Genomic DNA, 25,086 nt, shown 5'->3' with positions numbered 1-25,086 from the left:
CCCATCCTCGCCCAACACGCCTGGAGTGCGCATCAAGATCGGATGATGCCTGAATCTGCGGCGATGCTACCGGGCCAGACCCGAAGACTGTCACAAGTTTCCCTCGCGCCGGTTGCACGCCCTGCCCGTTGGCGCGGAAGCCGAGGGTCGACGGCGGACTCCCGGGCGTAGCTGCCGGCGCGATCGCGCAGGTCAAGCCAGGTCACTGCGGTGCGACTGCTGGCCGTCTCCACACTCCCTAAGCCATTTGGCTGCAGCAATCCGTACAGCCAAGCCGGCCGGCGATCACGAGTGACGAGCGACGTCAGCCGACAAGGCGTCAACGACCTCGGCGACACCCCGGCGTGCCGCAGGTCGTACGGGCGACCGACCAGGCAGAGACCACCCGCCGGCGGCAGGCTCAACCGCCGTGCGTCCTTCCAGACCCGGGAGTACGTCGACGACGCCACCACCACGTTGCCCGGTCGCTGCGGAACAACCGCCCGGTGCTGACCCCGAACCGGTCGATATGCGCTCGCAGGATCGCCACCAGCTCCGGCGGGGCCGGCACCTTCAGCGCCTCCGGTTCGCCCCGGTGCTTCAGCCCCCGGTCGTCGTGGGCCGCAAGTTGTCCGCCGGTGCCCCGCTGCCGAACGTCCGCGACTTCGGCCCCGTCCCCACCACCCACCGAAAGGTGTACGACTTCTTGCGGCCCGCCAGCGCGTTGACCTGAATGCCTCGGATCCGCACCTCACGCGACTTCACGCCGCCTCCCGGTGCTGTTCCAGGCAGGCCCGCAGGTCCCGCCGCTCGATCCGCAGTTCGCCGTTGGGCAGCTTGATGCACTCCGGGGCGATGCCCAGCTCACGGGGTAGGGATGGTCTGGGCGACTGCCCGACGAGGAGATTTGCTTGAGTTCCGCAGGATGGGCCCTGAACGGAAGCAGCTGCTGAGGCTTGTGGGAGCCCGTCGAAGGCCCGCTCCGGTGGAGCTGTTGCTGCAGGGGAAGTCGTACGGCGCGTGAGGGGTGGTGGGAGGTCGGTAATCATCGGACCGGTGGTGACACAAGCCAGGGTGAGAGTTCGTCAACCAGGCGGGAGTCTTGGATGGGTCCACCGGGAAAGCGTGACGAGGATTGGTTCACCAGGGTCTACACGGCCGAATACGGACAGGTTGTGAAGTACGGCCAGCGTCGGCTTGCCGATCTGGACGCGGCGGCTGAACTCGCTCAGGAGGTGTTCGTCATCGCCTGGCGGCGTCGCCGCGAGGTGCCGGACCGCAGCCTGCCCTGGCTGTACGGGGTGGCTCGTCGCCTGCTTGCGAACGCATGGCGAGCTCGGCGAGCTGCGCCGGATGTGCTAGCGATTGCCGATGCTGGTTTTCTGCGGGAGCCAGGAACGTCCGGCGCGGACGCGACCGTGGGGGTCGCCGACCTACAGGCCGCTCTAGCCACCCTCGCCGACCTCGATCAGGAAATCCTCCGGCTGGTCGGTTGGGAGGAACTGACAGTTTCCGAGGCCGCTCAGGTCCTCGGCTGTACCCGTACCACCGCTGCGGTGCGTCTGCACCGCGCCCGTAGGCGCCTCAACGAAGCGATGTCGTACCGAGCTGTACCGCTGGCACAGCAGCCGGTGTTGGCCAGTCCTCGAAAGGTCATGTGATGTTCGGAGAAGAGCGAACGCGTACCCTCCTCGGTCCGGCTGACCCGGCCCGGCACAGCACCCTCGCACCGCCCCGGCTTTCGGCACACGATCTGATCGTCCGAGCGGAGGCTATCGCCGAGCCGGTCGCCGGTCGCCGCCAGGCACGCCCGACGCGCAGGCTGGTCTTGACGGCCGGGACGCTGGCCGTAGCGGTCGGCGCCGCAGCAATCGCCCAAACGTTCGGCCCGCTCAGCCCGGATGCCCCGCAGACCGCCAGTCCGCCCGGGGCGGACTCGGGGGTGGTGCTCGTGCCGGTGGCGTACGGCTCTGGCACCCGTGATGCTGGGAGGCAACTGCGCGCGTTGGCGAGCAGCCTTGTCGATGCGGAGTACGACAACAGTACGGGCCGGTACATGTACCACCAGACGAAGACGTGGGGCGACCCGGTGATGACGTCTTCCGACGGTCGCCACCACGTCGCTTTCGCGGCCGATACCAGACTCTGGCAGGCCGCCGACGGCACCGGTAAGCAGGTCACGGTTCAACTCGAGCCGCAGTATCCGGACCAGGAGTCTCGGGACTACTGGCAGCGCAACCTCAAGCCCAAGGCTGCCGCCTCCGCCACCCGTGCGCCTGACAGCATTCCGCTGCCACCGAAGAACCTCGCGCCGCTGCCGTCGGGTCGAGCGCAGCTGAACGAACTGCTCAAGGTCAGGTTCGGCGCCGGCACCGTCGGCAAGGAGGTCAGCATGGTGTACGGGCGGTATGTGGTTCCGCGTCAGACGCGAGCGGAGATCCTGCGGGTCCTTGCCAATGTGCCTGGGTTCCTGTGGCGGGGACAGGTAACCGATCGGGCCGGCCGGCAGGGTGTAGCCATCACCTTCGACGACCGCGAGCACAACGCGCAGTCCTTGCTGATCTTCAATCCGAACACGGGCGAACTGCTCGCCTACGAGCGGCTGACCCTCTCGCCGGTACGGATCAGCGCGTACCAGGTACTACTCGATACTGCCTGGACCGATCGACTCAACTGAATTGCCGGTGCCGGGGCCGCCTCTACGGTGGCCCCGGCCGCGCTTGACGATGACGGTCGGGGCTGGGCGATCCCACGGGCCGCAAGCCGGTGGCAACGAGGCATTTCGGACCGCCCGAGGCCATGTCGACCAGGCAGACCAACTGGCCATGAGTCGAGACAGTCACTTGTGCACCGCCACGATGGTCAGATCGTGGACCTGATCATTCCGGCCGGGAGGGGGTGACCTACGGCTGGGGGCGCTGCGATGAGAGCGCCTGCCGCTCGTCACCGCGGATGTCACGCTGCACGGTGCTGCGCTTGTGACTGGCTGGCTCAGCGGGGACGGTGCGACGACGTCCAGCGTTGCTGTTGCAGCCGCTCGATGCCGTCGAGCAGGAGGTCCAGTGCGAACTCGAACTCGAACTGGTCGTCGCAGCCCTGCCCCACGACCGAGCCGTCGTCGTGGGACGCCGCCGTGGCAATCTCCGCGAGGTGCGGGAACCGGGCCGCGATCTCCGGCGGTAGCTCCGCCGGCGGGTCCGAATTGGCCGGTCCGGAGCGGCCGGCGTGCCGGGAGGTGTCGAACAATTCCTGGCTGAAGCCCAGGATCCGGCTGCCCATGGCGTGCATCACGTGGTGGGCGAGGTCGGCGGAGAATCCGCCTGCCCGCAGCGTCCCGACCACCGAATCGAGGTAGGCGAGGATGGCCGGCGTCGCCGTGGTTCGCGACTCGATCGCGAGCGGTGCCCACGGATGGCGTCGGAGCGCCTGCCGCGCGGAGAGGACGCGTTCGCGGACCGTGTGCTTCCAGTCGGCGTCGGGCAGCGGCGGGTCGATCTCACCGACGACCATGTCGATCATGCCGGCTATCAACTCGTCCTTGTTGGCCACGTGCTTGTAGAGGGCCATCGGGACGACGCCCAGCTCTTGGGCGAGGTTGCGCATGCTGAGGGAGTCGATCCCGGCCGCGTCGGCGAGCGCGATGGCGGCGCGCAGGATCCGGTCCCTGCTCAGCGGCGCTCTGCGCAGCGTCTCAGCCTGCTCAGCCATCTCCTCAGCCTGCTCAGCCATCTCCGTCCCCGTCTTCCGGCAGCGTTCGAAACCTTAACCGCCTTGACGGGTGTACGGCGTACACCTACGATTCCTGTCAAGGTGTACGCCGTACACCCGCTGGGAGGCGAGAATGAAGGCGATCGTTCAGGACAGGTACGGTCCACCGGAGACGCTCACGCTCGCGGACGTCGACGTGCCGCAGCCGGCCGCCGGCGAAGTGCTCGTGCGGGTCGAAGCCGCCGCGCTCAACGCGTACGACTGGCATGTCATGCGTGGCGACCCGCGGATGGCGCGGTTGGCCCTCGGCCGGTCGCGGCCCCGGGCGCGCATCCGGGGCCGCGACTTCGCCGGCCGGGTCGAGGCCGTCGGGGCCGACGTTCGGCAGGTGCGCCCGGGCGACGCCGTCTTCGGCGACCTCGGCGACGCCAACGGCGCGTTCGCCGAGTACGTGTGTGTGCCCGAGGCCTTGGTCGCACCGAAGCCGGCGAACCTGACCCCGCAGCAGGCGGCAGCCCTGCCGCTGGCCGGCGTCACCGCGCTCATGGGGCTGCGCGACGTCGGACGGGTCGAGCCCGGCCACCGGGTCCTCGTCAACGGCGCATCCGGCGGCGTGGGCACCTTGGCCGTGCAGTTGGCCAAGGCGTTCGACGCCACCGTCACCGCAGTGTGCAGCACCCGCAACGTCGACCTGGTCCGCTCCCTCGGCGCCGACCGCGTCGTCGACTACACCCGCGACGACTTCACCCGCGAGGCAGGTCGCCACGATCTCGTGTTCGACCTGGTCGGCAACCGGTCACTCACCGCACTGCGGCGGGCGCTGACCCCGACCGGGACGCTGGTGCTCTCCGGGGGCGGCGTGTACCAGGGCGGCAGTCTCGTCGGACCGGTCGGGCTGATCGCGCGTGGACGCCTGGTGGCACCGTTCGTCCGCCACCGCATCGCCGTTCTCACCACGGCGCCGGGCCGGCAACACCTCGACACGCTTCGTGCCCACGCCGAGGCCGGGCGACTCACCCCGGTCGTCGACCGGACCTACCCGCTGCGCGAGGTGCCCCGAGCCATTCGGTACCTGGAGGGCGAACACGCGCGAGCCAAAGTGGTCATCATCATCTGACCGGTCACCCGCGCATCCCCAGCCGCGCCCCGAAGCCGGGCGACTGGCGCCGCCGGCAGCCTGGCCCCCGGCGGGCGACGCTCAGCGTCGCAGTTCCCGCCAGGCGGGGTTGCCGCCGCGCCACGCCCCCGCGAGGATGCTCGCGGAGCTTTGGCTGGAGCATTCCAGCACCTCTGAGCGGCCGTGCTCACCACCGATCTGCGCCTGAACCTCCCAGCGCTGACCATCGGTACGGATGTAGACGTCGCGACGCCCTCGCTTGGTCGCGTCCCCGTTCCACCAGTGTTCCTCGACGATCACCTTGCGACCGTACCAGCAGGCGTGGGGGCGGCGTCAGTCGCGACGGTGAGCGAATTTCGGGAGCGGGTCGGGAGGCGGGTGCTCTACCGCCGGCGCGCCGGCCGGGATCCGGGTGCTCTACCGCCGTCGAAAACGGCGCGACCAGGCGACGGGCCGATCGACCGCGTTCACCAACCGGGCATTCGGACACTGGCGATAAACGGATCGAAGGCACCGTGGGCCCCGCCCGCGCATTTGCGGGCGGGGCCCACGGCGGCGGCTCAGAGCGCGGCGCGCAGCGCCTCGGCGAGAGTGGTCGGCTGCCGGCCGATCAGCTTCGCCAGGTCGTCGCCGTCGACGTGCAGCGCGCCCCGGGACAGGCCCCGGTCGCTGTCGGCGAGGACGGCGGCGAAGCCCTCGGGCAGGCCGGCGCCGACCAGCACCTCCGTGAACTTCTCCGCCGGCAGGTCGGTGTACCCGACGGCGCGACCGGTCTGCCGGGACACCTCCTCGGCCAGTTCGGTCAGGGTGAACGCCTCGCCGCCCAGCTCGTACACCCGGTTGGTCTCCGCCGCGCCGGTGAGCGCCGCGGCGGCGGCCTCGGCGAGGTCCGCGCGGGTCGCGGCGCTGACCCGCCCGTCACCCGCCGATCCGGTCACCCCGAACTGGAGGTACGTCGGGACCTGGTCGGTGTAGTTCTCCAGGTACCAGCCGTTGCGCAGGATCACGTACGGCAGGCCCGCGCCGACGATCTCCCGCTCGGTGGCCAGGTGTTCGCTGGCGAGGATCATGCCGGAGCGGTCGGCGTTGGCGATGCTGGTGTAGACGACCAGCCCGACGCCGGCCTCGCGGGCGGCGGCTACGACGTTGCGGTGCTGGGCGATGCGCTGCCCGATCTCGCTGCCGGAGACGAACATGAGCTTTTCGGCCCCGGCGAACGCGCTGCGCAGCGAATCGGGGTCTGTGTAGTCGGCCTGCCGTGTTGTCACGCCGCGATCGGCGAGGTCGGCGAGCCTGGCTGTGTCCCGGCCGAGCGCGACGATCTCGCCGGCCGGTATGCCCCGGTTGAGCAGCGAGGAGACGATCAGCCGGCCGAGGTGGCCGGAGGCTCCGGTGACGACGATGGACATGATGTGCTCCCTCTCGGTGGCGGAGACGATCTCCGGGGTCGGATCCGTCGTCCGGTGCAACGGGATGCTTTCTCCTTGACTTCCCGTTGGAGAGTAGGCACCTTGAAGTAAGGCACTAACTGATGGAGAGTGAAGACGTGAAACCCACTCCCTTCGCCCGCAACTGCGGCAGCCGGCAGGTCCTCGACCGGATCGGCGACCGGTGGAGCGTGCTCGTCGTCCTCACCCTCGCCGGCGGGGAGAAGCGCTTCAGCGAGCTGGCCCGGCACATCGAGGGAGTGAGCCAGAAGATGCTCACCCAGACGCTGCGCGGGCTGGAGCGCGACGGCCTGATCACCCGCACCGTGCACGCCGCCGTCCCGCCCCGGGTCGACTACGCGCTGACCGACCTCGGGCGCAGCCTGCTCGACCTGGTGGGCGGGCTGGAGGCGTGGGCGACGACCCACCTCGGTGAGGTCGAGGCCGCCCGCGTCCGCTACGACACCGCCGGCTGACACCGCCCGGTTGCCCGGCCGCACCGCCCCGCGCCGGTCGGCCGAGTCCCCGGTCAGGCCGTCAGCTGGTCGACCCGGGTGAGCACCTGGTCGACCAGGCCGTACTCCCGGGCCTCCTCGGCGGTGAACCAGCGGTCCCGGTCCCAGTCCTGCCGGATCTGCTCCAGGGTGCGCCCGCTGTGCCGGGCGATCAGCTCCTGCATGGTGCGCTTGACGTGCAGCATGTTCTCTGCCTGGATGGTGATGTCGGCCACCGTGCCGCCGAACCCGCCCGACGGCTGGTGCATCATGATCCGCGAGTGGGGCAGGGCGTACCGCTTGCCGGCGGTGCCCGCGCAGAGCAGGAACTGACCCATCGAGCCGGCCATGCCGAGCGCGAGGGTGGCCACGTCGTTGCGGACGTACCGCATGGTGTCGTAGACGGCCATTCCGGCACTCACCGAGCCGCCCGGCGAGTTGATGTAGAGGTAGATGTCCCGCTCGCTGTCCTCGGCCGCCAGCAGCAGGAGCTGCGCGCAGATCTGGTTGGCCGACTCGTCGGTGACCTCCGTGCCGAGGAAGATGATCCGCTCCCGCAGCAACTGCTGGAAGACCTGGTCGTCGAAGGACGGCTGACCGCCGTTCCGCATCCGTACGTCGTACCTGATCATCACGAGCCTCCACGCCGCCGGCAGGCGACGGGAGCCGCCCAGGGGAACCGGTGCCCCCAGCGTCCGCCCGGCCTGGGGCGCGATCCCAGCGTTTCTGCCGGCGGCAGATCCGCCGTCGGCAGAACCGGCCGGGCCTAGCGAACGGTCAGCCGCCGCCGGTCCGCCTGAGCCCGCCGCCGGGCCAGCACCCGGGCGGTACGCACGGCGGGACGCCGCAGCGGCGCGGAGGCGAACAGCCGGATCGGCCACACGTGCCCGGCCGATCCGAGGTGCCCCACCGCCCCGCCCACCGACGCCACAGGCGCGCCGAATGCCGCCCCGCCGACGTGCAGCAGCCGGCCGCCCGCAGACGGGGTGACCCCGCCGAGCCGGAGCACCCGACCGGCGGACACCGGCGCGGGGCACTCCACCCGAGGCGTCCCGCCCGACTGCGGCGCGGAAGCGTCGGCGTGGAACCCGAGGCGCGGGCGCGGGCTCGTCTCGCCCCCCACCGGCACCACCGGGTCCAGGCGGGCCAGGGCCGCGCGGGGCGCGGCCGGCAGCCGCCGTTCGACCCGGCGCAGGTCGTCGCGGGCCTCCTCCAGCAGGTCCGACAGGCCGATGCCGAGGGCGCGGCAGATCGCCGCCAGCACCTCGGAGCTGGCCTCCTTGCGCCCGCGCTCGACCTCGGAGAGGTACGGCAGGGACACCCCCGCCGCCTCGGCCACCTCGCGCAGGGTGCGGCCCTGGCGCTGCCGCACCCGGCGCAGCACTCCGCCGATCACCCGCCGCAGCAACGACATCCGGGCCTCCTCGTGGTGGGCACTACTGCCCCCATCATGCCGGTTCGGCGGGCCGCACACCGACCCGGACGTGCGCCGGCGGCCGGGCTCGGTCCTGGCGAGGTGACGGCGTCCCTACCATCGGTGACCTGCCGGCCTGCCGGGCTGGGCCGGCCCGTACCAGCTATGTTGTGCACGTGCAGGCGGCGGAGGCGGAGCAGCGACGGTGATTCATTTTCCCGCGCAGCGGCGAGGCCCGTTGAGCGCGCTGAGCCTGCGTCTGGCCGCCGCCCTGGGCCTGGTCCTCGCCGTCGTCGCCGCGGTCTATTTCGACCGGGACGGCTACCGTGACGTCAACGAGGACGGTCTCACGCTCCTCGACTGCTTCTACTACGCGGTGGTTTCGCTCTCCACCACCGGGTACGGCGACATCACGCCGGCGGCGCCGTCCGCCCGGCTGGTCAACGTCCTGTTCGTCACCCCGGCCCGGGTGCTCTTCCTGATCATCCTGGTCGGCACCACCCTGGAAGTCCTGACCGAGCAGTACCGGACCGGCCGTCGTCTTACGCGGTGGAGGAGAAGCGTGAAGGACCACGTCATCATCTGCGGCTACGGCACCAAGGGCCGCAGCGCGGTCTCGGCTCTGCTGGAGAACGGCCTGGACAAGTCCCGAATCGTGGTGGTCGAGCGCAGTCCGGGGGCGCTGCGGCAGGCGACCTCCGCCGGGCTGGTCGCGATCGAGGGGTCGGCGACCCGCTCCTCCGTGCTGAACGAGGCACACGTACGCAACGCCAAGGCGGTGATCATCGCGACCGACAGCGACGACGCGTCGGTCCTGGTGGCGCTCACCGTCCGGCAGCTCACCGTCGGCCAGGTGCGGATCATCGCGGCGGCCCGGGAGGCCGAGAACGCGCCGCTGCTCAAGCAGAGCGGCGCCCACCACGTGATCGTCTCCTCCGCCACGGCCGGCCGGCTGCTCGGCTTGTCCACCTCCGCGCCGCCGCTGATCGACGTGGTGGAGGACCTGCTGACCCCCGGTCAGGGCATGGCGCTGGCCATGCGGTCGGCGGAACGCAGCGAGGTCGGCCGCTCCCCGCGCGAGCTGGACACCCTCGTCATCGCGCTGGTCCGGCGGGGCAAGGTGGTCACGCTTTCCGACCGGGCAGCCGCGGTCATCGAAACCGGCGACATGCTCGTGCACGTGCGTGACGACCGTCCGCAGCCCGCCGGCACGCCGGGCTGACGGGGCCCGGTTCCCGACGCGCTGATTCCGGGCCGGACGACAGGGCCCGGCACCTTCCGGTGCCGGGCTCCCTCGCCGTACGGGCGGGACGAATTCAGAGGATCGTCCAGGTGTCGCCGCTGCCCAGCAGGCCGGCGAGCTGCTGCTCCGGCGTCTCGGTGACCCCTGCCTTCGCCGCCTCGACCTGACCCTGGACGACGCTGTCGTAGGACGGGCGGTCGACCGAGCGGAACACGCCGATCGGGGTGTTGCTCAGGTCGAGCCCCGGCAGCCGGGAGAGCGCGAACGCGTACGCCGGGTCGGCGACCGTCGCGTCGTGCACGACGATCTCCTCCGGACGGACCGAGGCGGTTTCCCGGACCTCCAGCCCGAAGCCGCCCGGCGGGTGCACGACGCAGAACCGCCCCTCGGCGCCGAAGGTGATGGGCTGCCCGTGCTCCAGCCGGATCAGGAAGTCGTCCCGGGTGCCCGGCTCCTTGAGCTGGTCGAACGCCCCGTCGTTGAAGATGTTGCAGTTCTGGTAGATCTCCACGAACGCCGAGCCCTGGTGCTCGGCGGCGGCCCGCAGCACCGACTGGAGGTGCTTGCGGTCGGAGTCGATGGTGCGGCCGACGAAGCTGGCCTCCGCGCCCAGGGCCAGCGAGAGCGGGTTGAACGGGGCGTCCGCCGAGCCGGCCGGGGTCGACTTGGTGATCTTGCCGACCTCGGAGGTCGGCGAGTACTGCCCCTTGGTCAGGCCGTAGATCCGGTTGTTGAACAGCAGGATCTTCAGGTTGACGTTGCGACGCAGCGCGTGGATGAGGTGGTTGCCGCCGATCGACAGCGCGTCGCCGTCGCCGGTGACGACCCACACGGACAGGTCCGGGCGGGACACCGACAGGCCCGTTGCGATCGCCGGGGCGCGGCCGTGGATCGAGTGCATCCCGTAGGTGTTCATGTAGTACGGGAACCGGGACGAGCAACCGATGCCGGAGACGAAGACGATCCGTTCCCGGGGGATGTTGAGCTCCGGCATGAACTGCTGCACGGCGGCGAGGATCGCGTAGTCACCGCAGCCGGGGCACCAGCGCACCTCCTGGTCGGACTTGAAGTCCTTCGCGGTGAGCTTGAGGGCGACGGGCTCAGACATTCTTCAGGACCTCTTCCAGCATCGTCTCCAGCTCGGTGGCCGTGAACGGCAGGCCGCGGACCTGGTTGTAGCCGATGGCATCGACCAGATACTTGCCCCGGATCACGTGGGCGAGCTGGCCGAGGTTCATCTCGGGGATGACCACCCGGTCGTAGGAGCGCAGCACCTCGCCGAGGTTGGCCGGCATCGGGGCCAGGTGCCGCAGGTGCGCCTGGGCGACGGAGAAACCGCGCTGGCGCAGCCGCCGGCAGGCGGCGCCGATCGGGCCGTACGTCGAGCCCCAGCCCAGCACCAACATCCGGGCGTTGCCGTCCGGGTCCTCCACCTCGACGTCCGGCACCGGGATCGTCTCGATCCGGGCCGCCCGGGTACGCACCATGAAGTCGTGGTTCGCCGGGTCGTACGAGATGTCGCCGGTCTTGTCGGCCTTCTCCAGGCCGCCGATGCGGTGCTCCAGCCCCGGGGTGCCCGGGATGGCCCACGGCCGGGCCAGGGTCTGCGGGTCGCGCAGGTACGGCAGGAAGGTGCCGTTGTCGCCGTTGGGCGCGGTGGCGAACTCGACCCGCAGGTCGGGCAGGGACTCCACGTCGGGCAGCAGCCACGGCTCAGAGCCGTTGGCGACGTAGTTGTCCGACAGCAGGATCACCGGGGTGCGGTAGGTCAGCGCGATCCGGGCCGCCTCGATCGCCGCGTGGAAGCAGTCCGAGGGGGACCTCGGGGCGATCACCGCGACCGGGGCCTCGCCGTGCCGGCCGTGCAGGGCCATGTTGAGGTCGGCCTGCTCGGTCTTGGTGGGCATGCCCGTCGACGGCCCGGCCCGCTGTACGTCCACGATGACCAGCGGCAGCTCCAGCGCCACCGCCAGCGAGATCGTCTCGCTCTTGAGCGCCACGCCGGGGCCGCTGGTGGTGGTGACGCCGAGCGAGCCGCCGTACGACGCGCCGAGCGCCGCGCCGACGGCGGCGATCTCGTCCTCGGCCTGCATGGTGATCACGCCGAACCGCTTGTGCTTGCTCAGCTCGTGCAGGATGTCCGAGGCCGGGGTGATCGGGTACGCACCGAGGAACACCGGCAGGCCGGAGCGGACGCCCGCGGCCACCAGGCCGAGCGAGAGCGCCGCGTTGCCGGTGATGTTGCGGTAGGTGCCCGGCACCATCTTCGCGGGCTTCACCTCGTACCGGACCGAGAAGGAGTCGGTGGTTTCGCCGAAGTTCCAGCCGGCCCGGAAGGCCGCGACGTTCGCCGCGACCAGTGCGGGGCGCTTGGCGAACTTGCGCTCCAGGAAACGCAGCGTCGAGGAGTAGGGGCGGGAGTACATCCAGGAGAGCAGGCCGAGGGCGAACATGTTCTTGGCCCGCTCGGCGTCCTTCTTGGACACCTCCTGGTCGGCGAGCGCCCTGACGGTCATCGAGGTGAGCGCGACGGGGTGCACCACGTACCCGGTGAGGGAGTCGTCGTCCAGCGGGCTGGCCTGGTATCCGACCTTGGCGAGGTTGCGCTTGGTGAACTCGTCGGTGTTCACGATGATGTCCGCGCCGCGCGGCAGGTCGGCCAGGTTGGCCTTGAGAGCGGCCGGGTTCATCGCGACCAGCACGTTCGGCGCGTCGCCCGGGGTGAGGATGTCGTAGTCGGCGAAGTGCACCTGGAAGCTCGACACGCCCGGCAGGGTACCTGCGGGGGCCCGGATCTCGGCCGGGAAGTTGGGCAACGTGGAGATGTCGTTGCCCAGCTGGGCCGTCTCGGAGGTGAACCGGTCGCCGGTCAGCTGCATGCCGTCGCCGGAGTCGCCGGCGAACCGGATGACCACCCGATCGAGTTGACGGATCTGCTTCGTCACGCCTGCCCCTCGCTTCGCTCTGCGCGGTCGCGCGGGCGGCTGAACATGGTGATGACCTCGCCTTGCCCGGCCACGTGACCTCCTTGACACAGCGCTGCCCCCGTACCGCCCGTGGGTGGTCCGGTCCGGTCTGTAATTCCTACCCGAGAGCCTACGTCGGATGGGGTGTCGAACCTGACCGGTGGTCCGCCGAGTGGGAACGGATTCCGGGTGGTTATCGCCGCTTGTGAGGTGATTTGACGTGGCCGCCGTAATCAGGATCACCGGTCGCGGGGCCGGTCGCCGGGGGCGTCGACTCCTTGATCCGGACGACGGGTGGCCGGTCCGAGGGGACCCGGTCAGTCCGTGGGAGCCGGGCCGGCCGGTGCGGGCGTGACGACCGGCGTGGCCATGGCGGCTGCCGCGGTGATCCGGAAGCTCGTCTGCATCTGCCGGGCCCGCCCGCTACGCGGGTCGAGGCGGCCGACCACGGCGCCGGCCAGCGGCGCGTCGCGCTGCGCTCCGGCGGTCGCGCTGACCGTGAGTCGCAGGGTGGCGGCCCACCGGGGCGGTGGCGCTCACCCGGACCGCGCCGCTGAGCGGCATCCGTCGCCAGGCGTCGCCGTCGACCCGCACCTTGATCAGGGTGCTGAACCGCGCGCCGGCCGCGGTCGTCCACGCGCCGCAGAGGTTGCCCGCCACCGTCGGCCGGCGCGCAACCGGCGGTGCCCGCGTCGGTCAGGCCGGCCGGCAGGGTGTACGAGAGCCGGACCTGCTCCGCGACGTCGCCGGTGTTGGTCACGGTGACCCGCAGCGCGGTCGTGGTGCCGTCCGCGTTCCAGTACGCGTGGGTCGGCGTCACGTCGTCGGTGCTCACCCGCACGCCAATAACGTGTCCGGTACGGCCCCGGTCCCGGCACGGTAGGCTGACCCACCGTGACCGGTTACCTGGGCTCGTACGCGACGCTCGGGCTGTTGCTGCTCGCCAGCGCCCTCCTCTTCGTTACGGCGTTCTCCGCCAGCCGGGTGTTACGGCCCGCCCGTCCGGCTGATCCGCCCGGCAAACGGGCGAGCTACGAGTGCGGCCTCGACCCGGTGGGCGGCGACTGGGCCCAGATGCAGATCCGCTACTACGTGTACGCGTACCTGTACGTGTTGTTCGCGGTCGAGGCGGTCTTCCTCTTCCCGTGGGCCGTGGTCTTCGACCGGCCGGGCTTCGGGCTGGTCACGGTCGCCGAGATGGGCGTCTTCGTGGGCGTGCTGGCGCTCGGCATCCTCTACGCCTGGCGCAAGAACATCCTCCGCTGGACCTGAGCCCGCCCGCGCCCCGCCGGTCGCGCCCAAGGTGCCGTGCCGCCAAGCCCCGGGATGCGCCGGCGACCGGTCAGGCCAGCCCGCGCCGGGTGCGGGCCGGCGGGCGGTCGCCCCGGATCGACGCCACCATGTCCAGCACCCGCCGGGTGGGCCTCACCTGGTGGGCGCGGAACACCCGGGCGCCCAGCCAGGCCGACACCGCGGTCGCCGCGAGGGTGCCCTCCAGCCGCTCGATCACGGGCAGGTCCAGCGTCTCGCCGACGAAGTCCTTGTTGGACAGGGCGACCAGCAGCGGCCAGCCGGTGCCGGAGAGCTCGTCGAGCCGGCGGGTGATCTCCAGCGAGTGCCGGGTGTTCTTGCCGAAGTCGTGCGCCGGGTCGATGAGGACGCCGTCGGGGCGTACCCCCAGGGCGACCGCGCGCTCGGCGAGGCCGGTCACCGTCGCGACCACGTCGGCCACCACGTCGGCGAAGGCCGCCCGGTGCGGGCGGGTGCGCGGTTCCAGCCCGCCCGCGTGTGAGCAGACCAGCCCGGCCCCGGTCTCGGCGGCGACCCGGGCGAGCGCCGGGTCCGCCCCCGACCAGGTGTCGTTGAGCAGGTCGGCGCCGGCGGCGACCGCCTCCACGGCCACCTCGGCCCGCCAGGTGTCGATGGAGATGACCACGTCCGGGAAGGCGGCCCGGACGGCGGCGATGGTGTCCACCGTGCGGCGGATCTCCTCGGTCACGTCCACCTCGTCGCCGGGGCCGGCCTTGACCCCGCCGATGTCGATGATCTCCGCGCCCTCGGTCACCGCCAGCTCCACCGCGCGCAGCGCGCTGTCCTGCGCGAAGGTCGCCCCCCGGTCGAAGAACGAGTCGGGCGTGCGGTTGACGATGGCCATCACCACCAGCTCGCCCGGTGCGAAGGTTCGACTCCCGAGCCGAAGCGCCCCGGCCATGCCGCCTCCCGATCTCCCGCCGCCGGCCGGGTGATCCGGCCGCCCTCCGACGCTAGCCGGTCGCCCGGTGACCGTTCCGGGCGGTACGACCAACAGATTTGCACCGATCTGTGGGAGGACCCGCCCGGCGGGGTCGCTCCCGGCCCGTTCCCGTGCCACGATCTCTGCATGGGTCAGGTGCTGCTCATGTTGGTCGTCGCGCTCACCGTCGCGGCGGTGGTCTTCGGGGTGACGGTGTTGGTCACCGGCCGCGATCCCGGCCTCGCGCCGGTCGAGCCGGACGGGCAGGCCGTTCCGCTGCCGGGCAGCCGGCCACTGCGCGAGTCCGACGTGGGTGCGGTCCGTTTCGACACGGCGCTGCGCGGGTACCGGATGTCCCAGGTCGACCAGGTGTTGCGCCGGGCGGCCTACGACATCGGGTACAAGTCCGAGCTGATCGGCGTGCTGGAGGCGGAGGTCACGGCGTTGCGCGAGGGACGGATCGCCGACGCCGACGCGCTGCGGCACACCCGCGAGCAGGCCGCTGCCGCCGCCGAGGGAGCCGCCACCGCCACCGCCACCGCCACCGTCACCGAGGTTACTGTCGCCGCCACCGGGGCCGACCTCACCGTGACCGCTGCCGACCCCGGTCCCGCCGGGTGGGCCGGCGACGCCTCCGCCCCGGGAACCGCCCGGGACACCGTCGGCACGGCCGTGGCCGCTGCCCCGGAGCCCGGCGACCGCGAGCCGACGGACCCGGCCGACGGGCGGCGGGTCGGGTCGGAGCCGGCGTGACCGGCTCGGCCGACGCCGACGGCCTCCGCGAGGCGGCCCACCCCGGTGCCGGCGAGGTCACCGCCACGGTGATCGTCAACGCGCCGGCCGCCCGGGTGTTCGCCGGCCTGCTGGCCTGGGAACGGCAGTCCGACTGGATTCCGTTCACCACCGTCCGGGTCGTCGAGGGCGACGGGGGCGAGGGCAGCCTCGTGGAGGCCGTCACCGCGCTCGGGCCGGCGGTCCTGCGCGACGAGATGCGGGTGGTCCGCGTCGACGCGCCGTACGAGATCGGCGTGGTGCACTGCGGCCGGCTGCTGCGCGGCCCCGGGGTGCTGCGCTGCACCCAGATCGAGGGCGGTCGCACCCAGGTCGTCTGGCACGAGTGGTTCCACCTGCCGGGCGGTGCCGCCGGGCGGGTGGCCTGGCCGGTGCTCTGGCCCGGCTCCAAGGTCAGCCTCACCCAGGCGCTGAAGAAGTTCGGCCGACTGGTCGAGCAGGGTCGCCTGCCCTGACCGCCCGGGCGGCCCAACCTGCCGCCTCGGGTCGCGGCGTTCGCGCCAGATCGCCGGCATGGGGTAATCCCGAGGGGCGGACACCGCCACCACGCCGGCACGCCCGCACCCGGTCGGTGGCTCCCGCTAGCGTGTACGCCGTGACTGACCTGGTGATCGGCGCGGACGGGCTGCCCCGCTGCGCGTGGGGGGCGAGCACCCCGGACTACGTCGCCTACCACGACCGGGAGTGGGGGCGAGGCCTGCGCGGCGACGACGCGCTCTACGAGCGGATGACCCTGGAGGCGTTCCAGTCGGGGCTGTCCTGGCTGACCATCCTGCGCAAGCGCCCCGCGTTCCGGCTGGCCTTCGACGACTTCCGGATCGAGGTTGTGGCGACCTACGGCGAGGCCGACGTGAGCCGGCTGCTGGCCGACGCCGGCATCGTGCGCAACCGGGCCAAGATCGAGGCGGCGATCGCCAACGCCCGGGCCGCCCTGGAGCTGCCCGAGGGGCTCTCCGCCCTGCTCTGGTCGTACGCGCCGCCGCCCCGGGCCGCCCGGCTGACGTCGTTCGCCGAGGTGCCGGCGCTGACCCCGGAGTCGACCGCGCTGGCCAAGGCGCTGAAGAAGCGGGGGTTCCGATTCGTCGGCCCCACCACGGCGTACGCGCTCATGCAGGCCACCGGCATGGTCGACGACCACCTGGCCGGCTGCCACGTCACCGGTTCGTCCCCGGCGTGATGGGATTGACCCCATGACCGACACCGACGACCGCACCGGCACGGTCCCCGGCCGGTTCGACGGCGGGCGGGGCGCCGCCGCCTGGGCCGTGCTCCTCCCACCGGGCCGGTACGACGCCGAGCGGCTCGTCCACCACGACACGCTGGAGCTGACCGGGCTTGACGCCCCCGCCGGGGCCACCGACCCCGCCGGGCCCCGGCCGGGCGACCCGGTGGTCGTGCTGACCGAGGGGCCGCTGCGGCTGGTGGCGGTGGGTCGGGTCGCCCGGCCCGCCGCCGAGCGCCGGGAGGACCCGGACGACCCGCAGTCCGACCCGGTCTCCGGCGCGTTCGTGGTCGCGTACACCCGGCGGGCCTTCGACGAGCCGGTGCCGGCCGAAGGGCTGGCCCTCGACGGGCCGGTCACCGCGCTTTCCGCCGACGCCTACCGGGCGCTGCTCGGCCTGCTCGGGCCGCCGCCGGCCCGACGGTCCTGGCTGGTCAGCCTGGATCTCCCGATCGAGGCGGCCACCCCGGCGGAGGCCGTCCGGCTGTTCTGGTCGTACGTGCGGGACCTCGGCCCCCGCGAGCTGCCCACCTTCGTCTCGCCGTCGCACGACGAGCTGGCGATGCAGGCATTCGTCCTCGGTGCCGAGTCGAACCAGGACCCGGAGGAGGACTAGTCGATCCACGCCGGCCTCCACGCACCGGGCCACGGCCGAGTCCGGCGGGCCCCGCGCGGCGTTCCGGCCGATCACCGGCACGGAGGCGCCCGTGCTGCGGGCCCCGGCGAGCAGCGGCGGCAGCGCCGGCTCGCTCGATCCGACCCGAATGCGATTCGGTGTCCCGCTTGTCTATGGGCTGCGTTCAGCGTCCCTCGAAGACGGGTTTCTGCTTGTTGACGAAGGCCATGGTGGCGGCCCGGTGGTCGGCGGTCGCCCCGCAGATCGACTGGGCCTGCGCCTCGGCGGCCAGGGCGTCGGCGAGGGTGCCGGCGTCGGCGATGGAGAGCTGCCGCTTGATCGCCCCGTACGCGACGGTCGGGCCGGCGGCGAGCCGGGCGGCCAGCTCCTGCGCGGTCGGCAGCACCTGCTCGTCGTCGTCGACCAGACGGGTCAGCAGGCCCAGCCGGCTGGCCTCGTCGGCGCTGACCGGCTCGGCGAGCATCAGCAGCTCGACGGCCTTGGCGTGGCCGACCAGCCGGGGCAGGGTCCACGAGGCGCCGGTGTCGGCGGCGAGTCCCACTCCGGCGAAGGCCATCAGGAAACGGGTCTTCGGCCCACCGACGCGGAAGTCGGCCAGGAAGGCCAGCGACGCCCCGGCCCCGGCGGCCATGCCCCGCACGGCGGCGACCACCGGCTTCGGCAGGTTGGCCAGCCGGGCGGCGATCGGGTTGTAGTGGGTTCGGACGGTGTCCAGCGGGTTCGCGCTGGGTGACTCCAGGACCTGCACGTGCTCGCGCAGGTCCTGGCCGGCGCTGAACGAACCGCCCGCCCCGGCGAGCACCACGGCCCGGCAGGACCGGTCGGACTCCAGGGCGGCCAGGGTGTCCCGGAGCGCCTCCTTGAGCGCCACGTCGAGCGCGTTCATCGCCGTCGGGCGGTTCAGGGTCAGGGTGACGACGGCGTCGGTGTGGTCGACGAGCAGCGGCTCGGTCACGTCAGACGACCCTTCTCTCGCGGTTGGTGGCGTCGAGGCAGCGCTCGACGTACCGGTCGGCGGCCGGCCGCAGCCGGGCCGCGTGCCGGTCGAAGAAACTGGCGGCGGCGGTGCCAGGCCAACGCTCGGGCAGCAGCGCCGGGGGGAGCTGCGGGTCCCGGAACAGGAAGGTACGCCACGCGTGCACGAGCCGGAACCGGGCCGCGTACGCCTCCTCGTCGTCGCTGCGCACCGTGACCGCCGCCAGCAGTGGACGCTGCTCGGCGACGAACCGTTCGTAGGCGTGCCCGATCTCTGTGAGGTCCCACGCCCGGCGGACCACGCCCATCGCGCCGGGGGTGCCGCCGGCGTGCGCGGCGTTGAACCGCTCGTACCGCACGCCGGCATCCTCGAGCAGGACATCGACGTCCTCCGCCGGGCGAGTGGCCACCCAGGTCTGCTCGTCGAGCGCGCCGTAGCCGAGGAAGCTCAGGTTGGCGGCGAGGCGCTGCCGCTCCCGGCGGGACGCGGGGTTCTCCAGGAGAAGCATGTCGAACCGTCCGTCCCAGCTGACCCGGCCGGTCCGGTAGATCCGGGCGGCTGTCTCGTCGAGTCGCCTGGCGGCTTTCGGTGTGATCGAATAGCCCGGGCCCGAGGCCAGCCGGAGCGGGTCGAGCCAGCCCTGGCGGACCATCCGACTGACCGCCGTGCGTACCGCCGGTGGGGCGATCCCCAGCGGCGCGAGCAACTTGACCAGGGCGGCGACCGGCGCGCGGCCACCCCGGGGTCGGAGGTGGTCGCCGTACAGGTCGAAGAGTGCCGACCGTGCCTGCATGACCGCACATTGTGACAGGCGTCCTCAAGATAAGCTAGGTCCTGTTACATCAATGCCGCTTCGGTTTGGGTCCGGCGGTGTTCATCAGGGAAAATCGTTGGTCGACACCGCCGCGCACGTTGCGGTGGGTGATGGCGAAGAGGCTGTGGGGCAACCCACCGACCCTGTTGCAGGTCTGAGGGGAGACAACATGGCGGCGATGAAGCCGCGGACGGGCGACGGTCCGCTGGAAGTCACCAAGGAGGGCCGGGGCATCGTCATGCGGGTCCCGCTGGAGGGTGGTGGCCGGCTCGTCGTCGAGATGACTCCCGACGAGGCCAACGCGCTCGGTGACGCACTGAAGGCAGCCGCCGGCTGACCGAGAAACGGTCCGGGCGGCGGCTGTCGCGCGGGCGCTTCATAAATCCCTGAGCCACCGGCCCCGCCGGTGGCTCAGGGCCTTCGCCCTGGGCTCGCTCGCGCCCGGGCACCTCTTCCGACCCTCTTGGAGGTCGTACCAGCGTGCTTGCCATCCGCCTGGTGGGCGGGCCCGAACGGTCCGACGCCCTGGCCCTGCCCATCCGATCCGCCTGGGCGACCGAGGACGTGGCCACGCGGGCCACGCTCGCGCCCGGCCTGCCGGCGCTCGCCGACGACGTGCTGGCCGAGGCCGCCGCCCTCGTTCCGGCGACCCGGGCCACCGGGCGGGCCGGCGAGGCGCACGTCCACTTGCGGCCGGGGCGCACCCCGGGCCGGCTGCTGCTGGCCGGGACCGGTGAGGGCGACGAGCCAGGCTGGCGGGCGGCGGGGGCCGCGCTGGCCCGGGCGGCATCCGGTGAGACACATCTCACGATCATTATACCGGTCGATGCGTCGGTGGATGTGGTGCGCGGGCTCGTCGAGGGGCTGCTGCTGGCGTCGTACCGGTTCCGGCTCACCGAGGCCGGCGAGGCCCCGGCGTTGACCGGCGTCGACCTCGCGGTCGGCGACCCGGCCGGGTACGCGGACACGGTCGAACGGGCCGAGGTCACCGTCCGGATGACCCACCTCGCCCGGGACCTGACCAACACCCCGTCCTCGGTGAAGAACCCGCAGTGGTTCGCCGAGCAGGTCGAGGCTGCCGTGGCCGGCCAACCCGATCTGCGCCTGCGGGTCCGACAGCCCGACGAGCTGGCCGCCGAGGGCTTCGGCGGCATCCTCGCCGTCGGCGGCGGCTCCGCCAGCGGCCCGCGCCTGGTCGAGCTGGACTGGCACCCCGCCGACGCGCGCACCCACGTCGTCCTGGTCGGCAAGGGGATCACCTTCGACACCGGGGGGATCTCGATCAAGCCGGTGCCCGCGATGAAGCTGATGCGCAAGGACATGGCCGGTGCCGCCGCCGTCGTCGCCGCCACCCTGGGCGCGGCGGCCCTGCGACTGCCCGTCCGGATCACCACCCTCGCGCCGCTGGCGGAGAACGCGGTCAGCGGTTCGGCGTTCCGCCCCGGCGACGTCATCACCCACTACGGCGGCGTGACCAGCGAGACCACAAACTCCGACGCCGAGGGCCGGCTGGTGCTCGCCGATGCGCTGGCGTACGCGGTGGCCGAGCTGAAGCCCGATCTGCTGATCGACCTGGCGACCCTGACCGGGGCGAACATGGTGGCACTCGGCAAGCACATCGGCGCGCTCTACTCCGACAACGACGAGCTGGCCGCCGACCTGCTCGCCGCGATCGACGCGGCCGGCGAGTCGGCCTGGCGGATGCCGCTGCCGGCCGACTACGTCGAGCACCTCGGCAGTGACGTGGCCGATCTGTACAGCGCCCCGAACCAGGGCGCCGGCTCGGTGCTCGCCGCGCTCTACCTGCGCGAGTTCACCGGCGACCTGCGGCAGCGCTGGCTGCACGTCGACATGTCCGCGCCCTCGTGGGCCGACGGCGACGCCGCCGAGCTGACCCGGGGCGCCACCGGTTGGGGGGTGCGCGGCCTGCTGCGCTGGCTGGCCACCCTCGGGTGACTCAGCACTTCACCGCGGCGAGCAGGCCGTGACCGACCGAGAGCAGCGCCGGCGTCCAGTCCTCGGACTCCCGGATCGCCTTGATCGTCTCCCGGGTGGTCACCGTCTCGACGTCCCGGGCCGCCGGGTCGCCGATCCGGCCGTCGGCCAGGGTGCCGTGCAGGGCGAGCACCCCGCCGGGGCGCAGCAGCCGTAGCGCCGCGTCCACGCAGGAGCTGAAGCTGGTGGCCTCGGCGTCGACGAACACCATGTCGTACGCGCCGTCGGCGAGCCGGGGCAGGACGTCCAGCGCCCGGCCGGTGATGATCCGGGTGCGCCCGGCGGGGAAACCCGCCTCGGCGAAGATCCGGCGGGCGATCCGCTGGTGCTCCACCTCGACGTCGATGGTGGTGAGGACGCCGTCGGCGCGCATGCCGCGCAGCAGCCACACCCCGCTCACCCCCGTGCCGGTGCCGATCTCCACCACCGCCCGCGCGCTCCCGGCGGCGGCGAGCAGCCGCAGCGCCGCCCCGGTGCCCGGGGTCACCGCGTCGAGGCCCACCTCGCGGGCGAGACTGCGGGCGGTCCGCAGCACGAGGTCCTCGGTGACGTACGACTCGGCGAACTGCGACGCCGGGGTCGTCGAGCTGCCGGAACTGGCGGCCGTGGCGATGGGACACCTCCAACGGGGGCGGGTTGGCGGTATGAGCCTAGAGGCGGGAGCGGATGGACGCAGCCGCGAGTCCGGTGCCGGACGATCACGGTGGAATCCGCCCGGCCGGGCGATTCCCACCGGGCGGTCACGCACCGCAACCACTGACTGCACTAGCGGCATTCGTGTAATCCTGGAGGCGGTATCCCCGTCGTCGGACCGGCCAGCCCTGCCGGCCCGGGGCGTGGGGCCGGGGACGACTGGGAGGCACCGACGTGACCGACGGCTGGGACTGGCGCCAGCCCGGGGGAGCTCCGACTCCGGCGGCACCGCCGGGGGCCGGTGCGCCGCCGGCCGGGCCGTCGACGGCGTCAGACGGCGTCCACCGGGGCTCCCCGGCTTCGCCCTGGTGGTCCGATGCGCTCGCCGACCCGTGGCGCGACCCGTACGCCCCGGCGGCCGTGGTCGTGCCCGGCCCCGTCGACGGCGCGGCGGAGCCGGAGCCGGTCGTCGACCCGGACGCGCCGGGCCGGCCGCCGCTGCGCCAGCTCCTGCTCATCCCGCTGATCACCGCGCTGCTCGCCGGGACCCTCGGCGGTGCCCTGGGGTACGCCTTCGCGGTGCGCGGCGGCGCGGCCGGCGGTCCGGCGCTCGGCGCCGGTTCCGCCGAGGCCCCGGCGCTGGCCCAGCGCAAGCCGGAGTCGCTGGCCGGGGTCGCCGAGCGCGTCCTGCCCAGCGTGGTGACTGTCCGGGTGGCCAGCATGAGCGGCACGAGCGAGGGCTCCGGCTTCATCGTCAGTGCCGACGGGCACGTGGTCACCAACGACCACGTCGTCGCCGGCGGCAACGGCAAGGCGACGGTGGTGTTCAACGACGGCAGCACCGCTGGCGCGAGCGTCGTCGGCCAGGACCCGGAGTCCGACCTCGCGGTGATCAAGGTGTCCTCCGCCACGGGCCTGCGGCCGGTGGAGTTCGGCGACTCCGACGCCCTCGCGGTCGGCGACCCGGTGCTGGCCATCGGCTCGCCGCTGTCCCTGGCCAACACGGTGACCGCCGGCATCGTGAGCGCCCTGGACCGGACGATGCAGGCCGGTGAGCCGGGCGGTCCCACCCGCTACTACGCGGCCATCCAGACCGACGCCGCGGTCAACCACGGCAACTCCGGCGGCCCGCTGGTGGACTCGGCCGGCCGGGTGATCGGGGTCAACTCGACGATCAAGTCGCTGGTGGCCGACGGGCAGGAGGCCGGCAACATCGGGCTCGCCTTCGCCATCCCGATCAACCAGGCCAAGCGGGTCACCCAGGACATCATCGGCACCGGCAAGGCCCGCCGTACGGTGATCGGCGCGCAGGTCGGCGGTGCCGGCGGGTCCAGCGGCGGCGCCGGCGGCGTACGCCTGGCGTCGGTGGAGCCGTCGGGCCCGGCGGCCGGGGCCGGGCTCCGGGCGGGCGACGTGATCCTGCGGCTCAACGGCCGCCCGATGACCGACCCGACCGACCTGATCGCACTGGTCCGCAAGTTCGCCCCGGGATCCGTGGTGACGGTGGAGTACCGGCGCGGGGCGAGCCGGCAGAACGCCTCGGTGACCCTCGCCGCAGACGCCAAGTGAGAGCCGGCCGGCCCTCCCCGACCAGCCGTCACGTGCGTAGTCTTGGCCTGACCGACGAGGAGGCCCAGCGGTGTTCGAGAACCTCAACTGGTGGGAGATCGGTGCGCTGCTGCTCCTGGCGCTGCTGATCTTCGGTGACCGGCTGCCCAACGTCATCAGCGACGGGCTGCGGATGGTGCGCAACCTGCGCGCCATGGCCCGCAACGCGACCGGCGACCTGAGCCGCGAGCTGGGCACCGACATCCAGCTGGAGGACCTGCACCCGAAGGCGTTCATCCGCAAGCACCTGCTCAGCGAGGAGGACGAGCAGGCGATCCGGAAGCCGCTACAGGGCGTCTACGACAGCCTGCGCTCCGACGTCACCGGCGTGCACGACGACCTCAAGGACGTGGCCCGGTCGGCCGACCTGCGGGCGAGGACCCCCGGCGCGGCCACGGCCACCTCCGGCGGCGCGGCCATGGCCCCCGCCCCCCGCACGGCCAGCTACGACGACGCCACCTGAGCCCGCCGCCCGCCCGCGTACACCTGATGGGGCAGCCCGCCGGAAACGGCGGGGGCGGCGCCCCCGCGTTCGGAGCGCCGCCCTCGCCGTACGCCGACAGGCGGCCCGGTCAGCGGCCGGCGGGCTTGAGGCCGAGCGGCTTGCCGAGCAGCGACTCCCGCCGCACCGCGAGCCGGTCGGCGACCTGACCGAGGGCCCTTGCGGCCGGCGACTCCGGCTCGGCCAGCACGATCGGGTTACCGGCGTCACCGGCCTCCCGGACCCGGGTGTCCAGCGGGATCTGGCCGAGCAGCGGCACCTGGGCCCCGATCGTCCGGGTCAGCGACTCGGCGACCATCTCGCCGCCACCGGAGCCGAAGATCTCCATCCGGGAACCGTCCGGCAGTTCCAGCCAGGACATGTTCTCGATCACGCCGACCACCCGCTGGTGGGTCTGGAGCGCGATCGCGCCGGCCCGCTCGGCCACCTCGGCCGCGGCGGCCTGCGGTGTGGTGACCACCAGGATCTCCGCGTTCGGCAGTAGCTGGGCCAGCGAGATGGCCACGTCGCCGGTGCCCGGGGGCAGGTCGAGCAGGAGCACGTCCAGGTCGCCCCAGTAGACGTCGGCGAGGAACTGCTGCAACGCCCGGTGCAGCATCGGGCCGCGCCACACCACGGCCGCGTTGCCCGAGGTGAACATGCCGATCGAGATGACCTTCACGCCGTGCGACTGCGGCGGCATGATCATGTCTTCCACCCGGGTAGGGCGGCCGTCCGTGCCGAGCATCCGGGGCACCGAGTGGCCGTAGATGTCCGCGTCGACCACGCCCACGCTCAGACCCCGGGCGGCCAGCGCGGCGGCCAGGTTCACCGTGACGCTGGACTTGCCGACGCCGCCCTTGCCACTGGCGACCGCGTACACGCGGGTGCGGGAGCCGGGCTGGGCGAACGGGATCACCGGTTCCTCCGTGGCGGAGCCGCCGCGCAGCTTCGCCTGGAGGCCCTGGCGCTGCTCGGGACTCATCACCCCGAACTCGATCTCCACCCCGGTCACCCCGGGCACCGCGCCGACGGCGGCGGTGATGTCGGCGCGCAGCTTGTCCTTCAGCGGGCAGCCGGCCACGGTGAGCAGCAGCTCGACCCGGACCACCCCGTCGTCGCCGACCTGCGCGGAGCGGACCATGCCGAGGTCGGTGATGGGCCGGCGGATCTCCGGGTCGTCGACGGTGGCCAGGGCGGCCTGGACGGCGTCCTCGACGGTGCTGACGGGTGCTGACATGCCCGCAATGCTACGTCGGGGGTGATAGGTACCGGCCGCCGGCGGCCCGGTGTGAGCGAGTCGATGGCAGCGGCCTGGCCGGTCGGTGCGACCCGGCCGGGCTCGTC

At 72.5% G+C, this 25,086-nt stretch carries 27 protein-coding genes; 15 read left to right on the top strand and 12 right to left on the bottom strand.

The window, feature by feature from the left end; all coding sequences use genetic code 11:
- Positions 1-574 precede the first annotated feature (574 nt).
- From E1258_RS32995 to E1258_RS01865, 3 genes are all read left to right on the top strand, one after another.
- The gene (locus tag E1258_RS32995; protein WP_165949600.1) at positions 575-712 is read left to right on the top strand and encodes a hypothetical protein; all 138 of its coding nucleotides are present in this window, start codon (positions 575-577) and stop codon (positions 710-712) included.
- Positions 713-1,085: 373 nt separating this feature from the next.
- The gene (locus E1258_RS01870) at positions 1,086-1,640 is read left to right on the top strand and encodes an RNA polymerase sigma factor (protein ID WP_132396217.1); all 555 of its coding nucleotides are present in this window, start codon (positions 1,086-1,088) and stop codon (positions 1,638-1,640) included.
- Positions 1,640-2,656, top strand: a complete 1,017-nt coding sequence (locus tag E1258_RS01865; RefSeq protein WP_132396215.1) for a CU044_5270 family protein — start codon at positions 1,640-1,642, stop codon at positions 2,654-2,656. Before E1258_RS01870 ends, E1258_RS01865 begins: the two co-directional genes overlap by 1 nt.
- 314 nt (positions 2,657-2,970) lie before the next feature.
- On the opposite strand, the gene E1258_RS01860 is transcribed toward E1258_RS01865, so the two are convergent.
- Positions 2,971-3,687 (bottom strand): TetR/AcrR family transcriptional regulator, encoded by a 717-nt coding sequence (locus E1258_RS01860; RefSeq protein ID WP_132396213.1) that lies wholly within the window; start codon positions 3,685-3,687, stop codon positions 2,971-2,973.
- Positions 3,688-3,820: 133 nt separating this feature from the next.
- Here E1258_RS01860 and E1258_RS01855 point away from each other — a divergent pair, with 133 nt between their 5' ends.
- Positions 3,821-4,804 carry an NAD(P)-dependent alcohol dehydrogenase gene (locus E1258_RS01855; protein ID WP_132396211.1) on the top strand — a complete coding sequence of 328 codons (984 nt, stop codon included), beginning with the start codon at positions 3,821-3,823 and terminating at the stop codon, positions 4,802-4,804.
- A gap of 81 nt (positions 4,805-4,885) precedes the next feature.
- Here the strand turns inward: E1258_RS01855 and E1258_RS01850 are convergent, their stop codons facing one another.
- Positions 4,886-5,104, bottom strand: coding sequence for a hypothetical protein (locus E1258_RS01850; RefSeq protein WP_132396209.1), 219 nt, complete (start codon positions 5,102-5,104; stop codon positions 4,886-4,888).
- A gap of 260 nt (positions 5,105-5,364) precedes the next feature.
- On the bottom strand, positions 5,365-6,213 hold the full coding sequence (locus E1258_RS01845; protein WP_165949602.1) for an SDR family oxidoreductase: 849 nt from the start codon (positions 6,211-6,213) through the stop codon (positions 5,365-5,367).
- 122 nt (positions 6,214-6,335) lie between these two features.
- Between E1258_RS01845 and E1258_RS01840 the strand changes: the two genes are divergently transcribed.
- Positions 6,336-6,707: a helix-turn-helix domain-containing protein gene (locus E1258_RS01840; RefSeq protein ID WP_132396205.1), complete on the top strand. Its 372-nt coding sequence runs from the start codon at positions 6,336-6,338 to the stop codon at positions 6,705-6,707.
- A gap of 53 nt (positions 6,708-6,760) precedes the next feature.
- Here the strand turns inward: E1258_RS01840 and E1258_RS01835 are convergent, their stop codons facing one another.
- Positions 6,761-7,357, bottom strand: a complete 597-nt coding sequence (locus E1258_RS01835) for a ClpP family protease (RefSeq protein ID WP_132396203.1) — start codon at positions 7,355-7,357, stop codon at positions 6,761-6,763.
- Between the two features lie 134 nt (positions 7,358-7,491).
- A complete protein-coding gene (locus tag E1258_RS01830; RefSeq protein WP_132396201.1) occupies positions 7,492-8,139 on the bottom strand; it encodes a helix-turn-helix domain-containing protein in 648 nt (215 codons plus the stop codon).
- Between the two features lie 205 nt (positions 8,140-8,344).
- Here E1258_RS01830 and E1258_RS01825 point away from each other — a divergent pair, with 205 nt between their 5' ends.
- On the top strand, positions 8,345-9,361 hold the full coding sequence (locus E1258_RS01825; RefSeq protein WP_132396199.1) for a TrkA family potassium uptake protein: 1,017 nt from the start codon (positions 8,345-8,347) through the stop codon (positions 9,359-9,361).
- Between the two features lie 94 nt (positions 9,362-9,455).
- Here the strand turns inward: E1258_RS01825 and E1258_RS01820 are convergent, their stop codons facing one another.
- Together E1258_RS01820 and E1258_RS01815 are read right to left on the bottom strand one after the other, a co-directional pair.
- On the bottom strand, positions 9,456-10,490 hold the full coding sequence (locus E1258_RS01820; protein ID WP_007074394.1) for a 2-oxoacid:ferredoxin oxidoreductase subunit beta: 1,035 nt from the start codon (positions 10,488-10,490) through the stop codon (positions 9,456-9,458).
- Complete coding sequence (locus E1258_RS01815; protein WP_132396197.1) at positions 10,483-12,327, bottom strand: 2-oxoacid:acceptor oxidoreductase subunit alpha; 1,845 nt, start codon at positions 12,325-12,327, stop codon at positions 10,483-10,485. Before E1258_RS01815 ends, E1258_RS01820 begins: the two co-directional genes overlap by 8 nt.
- 915 nt (positions 12,328-13,242) lie before the next feature.
- Between E1258_RS01815 and ndhC the strand changes: the two genes are divergently transcribed.
- The gene (gene ndhC / locus E1258_RS01805) at positions 13,243-13,620 is read left to right on the top strand and encodes an NADH-quinone oxidoreductase subunit A (RefSeq protein ID WP_132396195.1); all 378 of its coding nucleotides are present in this window, start codon (positions 13,243-13,245) and stop codon (positions 13,618-13,620) included.
- A 70-nt stretch (positions 13,621-13,690) separates the two neighbouring features.
- On the opposite strand, the gene folP is transcribed toward ndhC, so the two are convergent.
- On the bottom strand, positions 13,691-14,560 hold the full coding sequence (gene folP / locus E1258_RS01800; protein WP_132396193.1) for a dihydropteroate synthase: 870 nt from the start codon (positions 14,558-14,560) through the stop codon (positions 13,691-13,693).
- Positions 14,561-14,728: 168 nt separating this feature from the next.
- Between folP and E1258_RS01795 the strand changes: the two genes are divergently transcribed.
- The 4 genes from E1258_RS01795 to E1258_RS01780 all read left to right on the top strand — a co-directional run bounded on the left by E1258_RS01795 (position 14,729) and on the right by E1258_RS01780 (position 17,211).
- A complete protein-coding gene (locus E1258_RS01795) occupies positions 14,729-15,334 on the top strand; it encodes a DivIVA domain-containing protein (protein ID WP_132396191.1) in 606 nt (201 codons plus the stop codon).
- Positions 15,331-15,828 carry an SRPBCC family protein gene (locus E1258_RS01790; RefSeq protein WP_007074400.1) on the top strand — a complete coding sequence of 166 codons (498 nt, stop codon included), beginning with the start codon at positions 15,331-15,333 and terminating at the stop codon, positions 15,826-15,828. The genes E1258_RS01795 and E1258_RS01790 overlap by 4 nt, the downstream gene beginning before the upstream one ends.
- 140 nt (positions 15,829-15,968) lie before the next feature.
- Complete coding sequence (locus E1258_RS01785) at positions 15,969-16,550, top strand: DNA-3-methyladenine glycosylase I (protein ID WP_132396189.1); 582 nt, start codon at positions 15,969-15,971, stop codon at positions 16,548-16,550.
- Positions 16,551-16,563: 13 nt separating this feature from the next.
- Positions 16,564-17,211 (top strand): hypothetical protein, encoded by a 648-nt coding sequence (locus tag E1258_RS01780; protein ID WP_132396187.1) that lies wholly within the window; start codon positions 16,564-16,566, stop codon positions 17,209-17,211.
- 184 nt (positions 17,212-17,395) lie between these two features.
- Here the strand turns inward: E1258_RS01780 and E1258_RS01775 are convergent, their stop codons facing one another.
- Together E1258_RS01775 and E1258_RS01770 are read right to left on the bottom strand one after the other, a co-directional pair.
- Positions 17,396-18,187, bottom strand: coding sequence for an enoyl-CoA hydratase/isomerase family protein (locus E1258_RS01775; protein WP_132396185.1), 792 nt, complete (start codon positions 18,185-18,187; stop codon positions 17,396-17,398).
- A 1-nt stretch (position 18,188) separates the two neighbouring features.
- Complete coding sequence (locus E1258_RS01770; RefSeq protein WP_007074404.1) at positions 18,189-19,001, bottom strand: PaaX family transcriptional regulator C-terminal domain-containing protein; 813 nt, start codon at positions 18,999-19,001, stop codon at positions 18,189-18,191.
- A 190-nt stretch (positions 19,002-19,191) separates the two neighbouring features.
- On the opposite strand from E1258_RS01770, the gene E1258_RS01765 reads away from it, so the two are divergent.
- Entirely contained in the window at positions 19,192-19,359 is a 168-nt protein-coding gene (locus tag E1258_RS01765; RefSeq protein WP_007455245.1) for a DUF3117 domain-containing protein, read from the top strand.
- 143 nt (positions 19,360-19,502) lie between these two features.
- Positions 19,503-20,978: a M17 family metallopeptidase gene (locus E1258_RS01760; protein ID WP_132396183.1), complete on the top strand. Its 1,476-nt coding sequence runs from the start codon at positions 19,503-19,505 to the stop codon at positions 20,976-20,978.
- 1 nt (position 20,979) lies between these two features.
- Here the strand turns inward: E1258_RS01760 and E1258_RS01755 are convergent, their stop codons facing one another.
- Positions 20,980-21,630, bottom strand: a complete 651-nt coding sequence (locus tag E1258_RS01755) for an O-methyltransferase (protein WP_256370949.1) — start codon at positions 21,628-21,630, stop codon at positions 20,980-20,982.
- A 254-nt stretch (positions 21,631-21,884) separates the two neighbouring features.
- On the opposite strand from E1258_RS01755, the gene E1258_RS01750 reads away from it, so the two are divergent.
- Both E1258_RS01750 and E1258_RS01745 read left to right on the top strand, forming a co-directional pair.
- Entirely contained in the window at positions 21,885-23,219 is a 1,335-nt protein-coding gene (locus E1258_RS01750) for a S1C family serine protease (protein WP_132396179.1), read from the top strand.
- Between the two features lie 70 nt (positions 23,220-23,289).
- The gene (locus E1258_RS01745; RefSeq protein WP_007074409.1) at positions 23,290-23,721 is read left to right on the top strand and encodes a hypothetical protein; all 432 of its coding nucleotides are present in this window, start codon (positions 23,290-23,292) and stop codon (positions 23,719-23,721) included.
- Positions 23,722-23,830: 109 nt separating this feature from the next.
- Here E1258_RS01745 and E1258_RS01740 read toward each other — a convergent pair whose 3' ends face one another.
- Positions 23,831-24,979 carry an Mrp/NBP35 family ATP-binding protein gene (locus E1258_RS01740; protein WP_007074410.1) on the bottom strand — a complete coding sequence of 383 codons (1,149 nt, stop codon included), beginning with the start codon at positions 24,977-24,979 and terminating at the stop codon, positions 23,831-23,833.
- Positions 24,980-25,086 lie beyond the last annotated feature (107 nt).

This window comes from Micromonospora sp. KC207 (assembly GCF_004348615.1).
In the GTDB taxonomy this organism is placed as follows: Bacteria; Actinomycetota; Actinomycetes; order Mycobacteriales; family Micromonosporaceae; genus Micromonospora.
This window is presented reverse-complemented; position numbering and strand designations above follow the sequence as displayed.

Bases quoted from the DNA above. Each gene is read 5' to 3' on its own strand.
- E1258_RS01845 (WP_165949602.1), bottom strand. From the start codon at position 6,213: ATGTCCATCGTCGTCACCGGAGCCTCCGGCCACCTCGGCCGGCTGATC.
- E1258_RS01830 (WP_132396201.1), bottom strand. From the start codon at position 8,139: ATGTCGTTGCTGCGGCGGGTGATCGGCGGAGTGCTGCGCCGGGTGCGG.
- E1258_RS01870 (WP_132396217.1), top strand. From the start codon at position 1,086: ATGGGTCCACCGGGAAAGCGTGACGAGGATTGGTTCACCAGGGTCTAC.
- E1258_RS01795 (WP_132396191.1), top strand. From the start codon at position 14,729: ATGGGTCAGGTGCTGCTCATGTTGGTCGTCGCGCTCACCGTCGCGGCG.
- E1258_RS01835 (WP_132396203.1), bottom strand. From the start codon at position 7,357: ATGATCAGGTACGACGTACGGATGCGGAACGGCGGTCAGCCGTCCTTC.
- E1258_RS01860 (WP_132396213.1), bottom strand. From the start codon at position 3,687: ATGGCTGAGCAGGCTGAGACGCTGCGCAGAGCGCCGCTGAGCAGGGAC.
- E1258_RS01765 (WP_007455245.1), top strand. From the start codon at position 19,192: ATGGCGGCGATGAAGCCGCGGACGGGCGACGGTCCGCTGGAAGTCACC.
- folP (WP_132396193.1), bottom strand. From the start codon at position 14,560: ATGGCCGGGGCGCTTCGGCTCGGGAGTCGAACCTTCGCACCGGGCGAG.
- E1258_RS01740 (WP_007074410.1), bottom strand. From the start codon at position 24,979: ATGTCAGCACCCGTCAGCACCGTCGAGGACGCCGTCCAGGCCGCCCTG.
- E1258_RS01865 (WP_132396215.1), top strand. From the start codon at position 1,640: ATGTTCGGAGAAGAGCGAACGCGTACCCTCCTCGGTCCGGCTGACCCG.
- E1258_RS01780 (WP_132396187.1), top strand. From the start codon at position 16,564: ATGACCGACACCGACGACCGCACCGGCACGGTCCCCGGCCGGTTCGAC.
- E1258_RS01770 (WP_007074404.1), bottom strand. From the start codon at position 19,001: ATGCAGGCACGGTCGGCACTCTTCGACCTGTACGGCGACCACCTCCGA.
- E1258_RS01855 (WP_132396211.1), top strand. From the start codon at position 3,821: ATGAAGGCGATCGTTCAGGACAGGTACGGTCCACCGGAGACGCTCACG.
- E1258_RS01820 (WP_007074394.1), bottom strand. From the start codon at position 10,490: ATGTCTGAGCCCGTCGCCCTCAAGCTCACCGCGAAGGACTTCAAGTCC.
- E1258_RS01840 (WP_132396205.1), top strand. From the start codon at position 6,336: ATGGAGAGTGAAGACGTGAAACCCACTCCCTTCGCCCGCAACTGCGGC.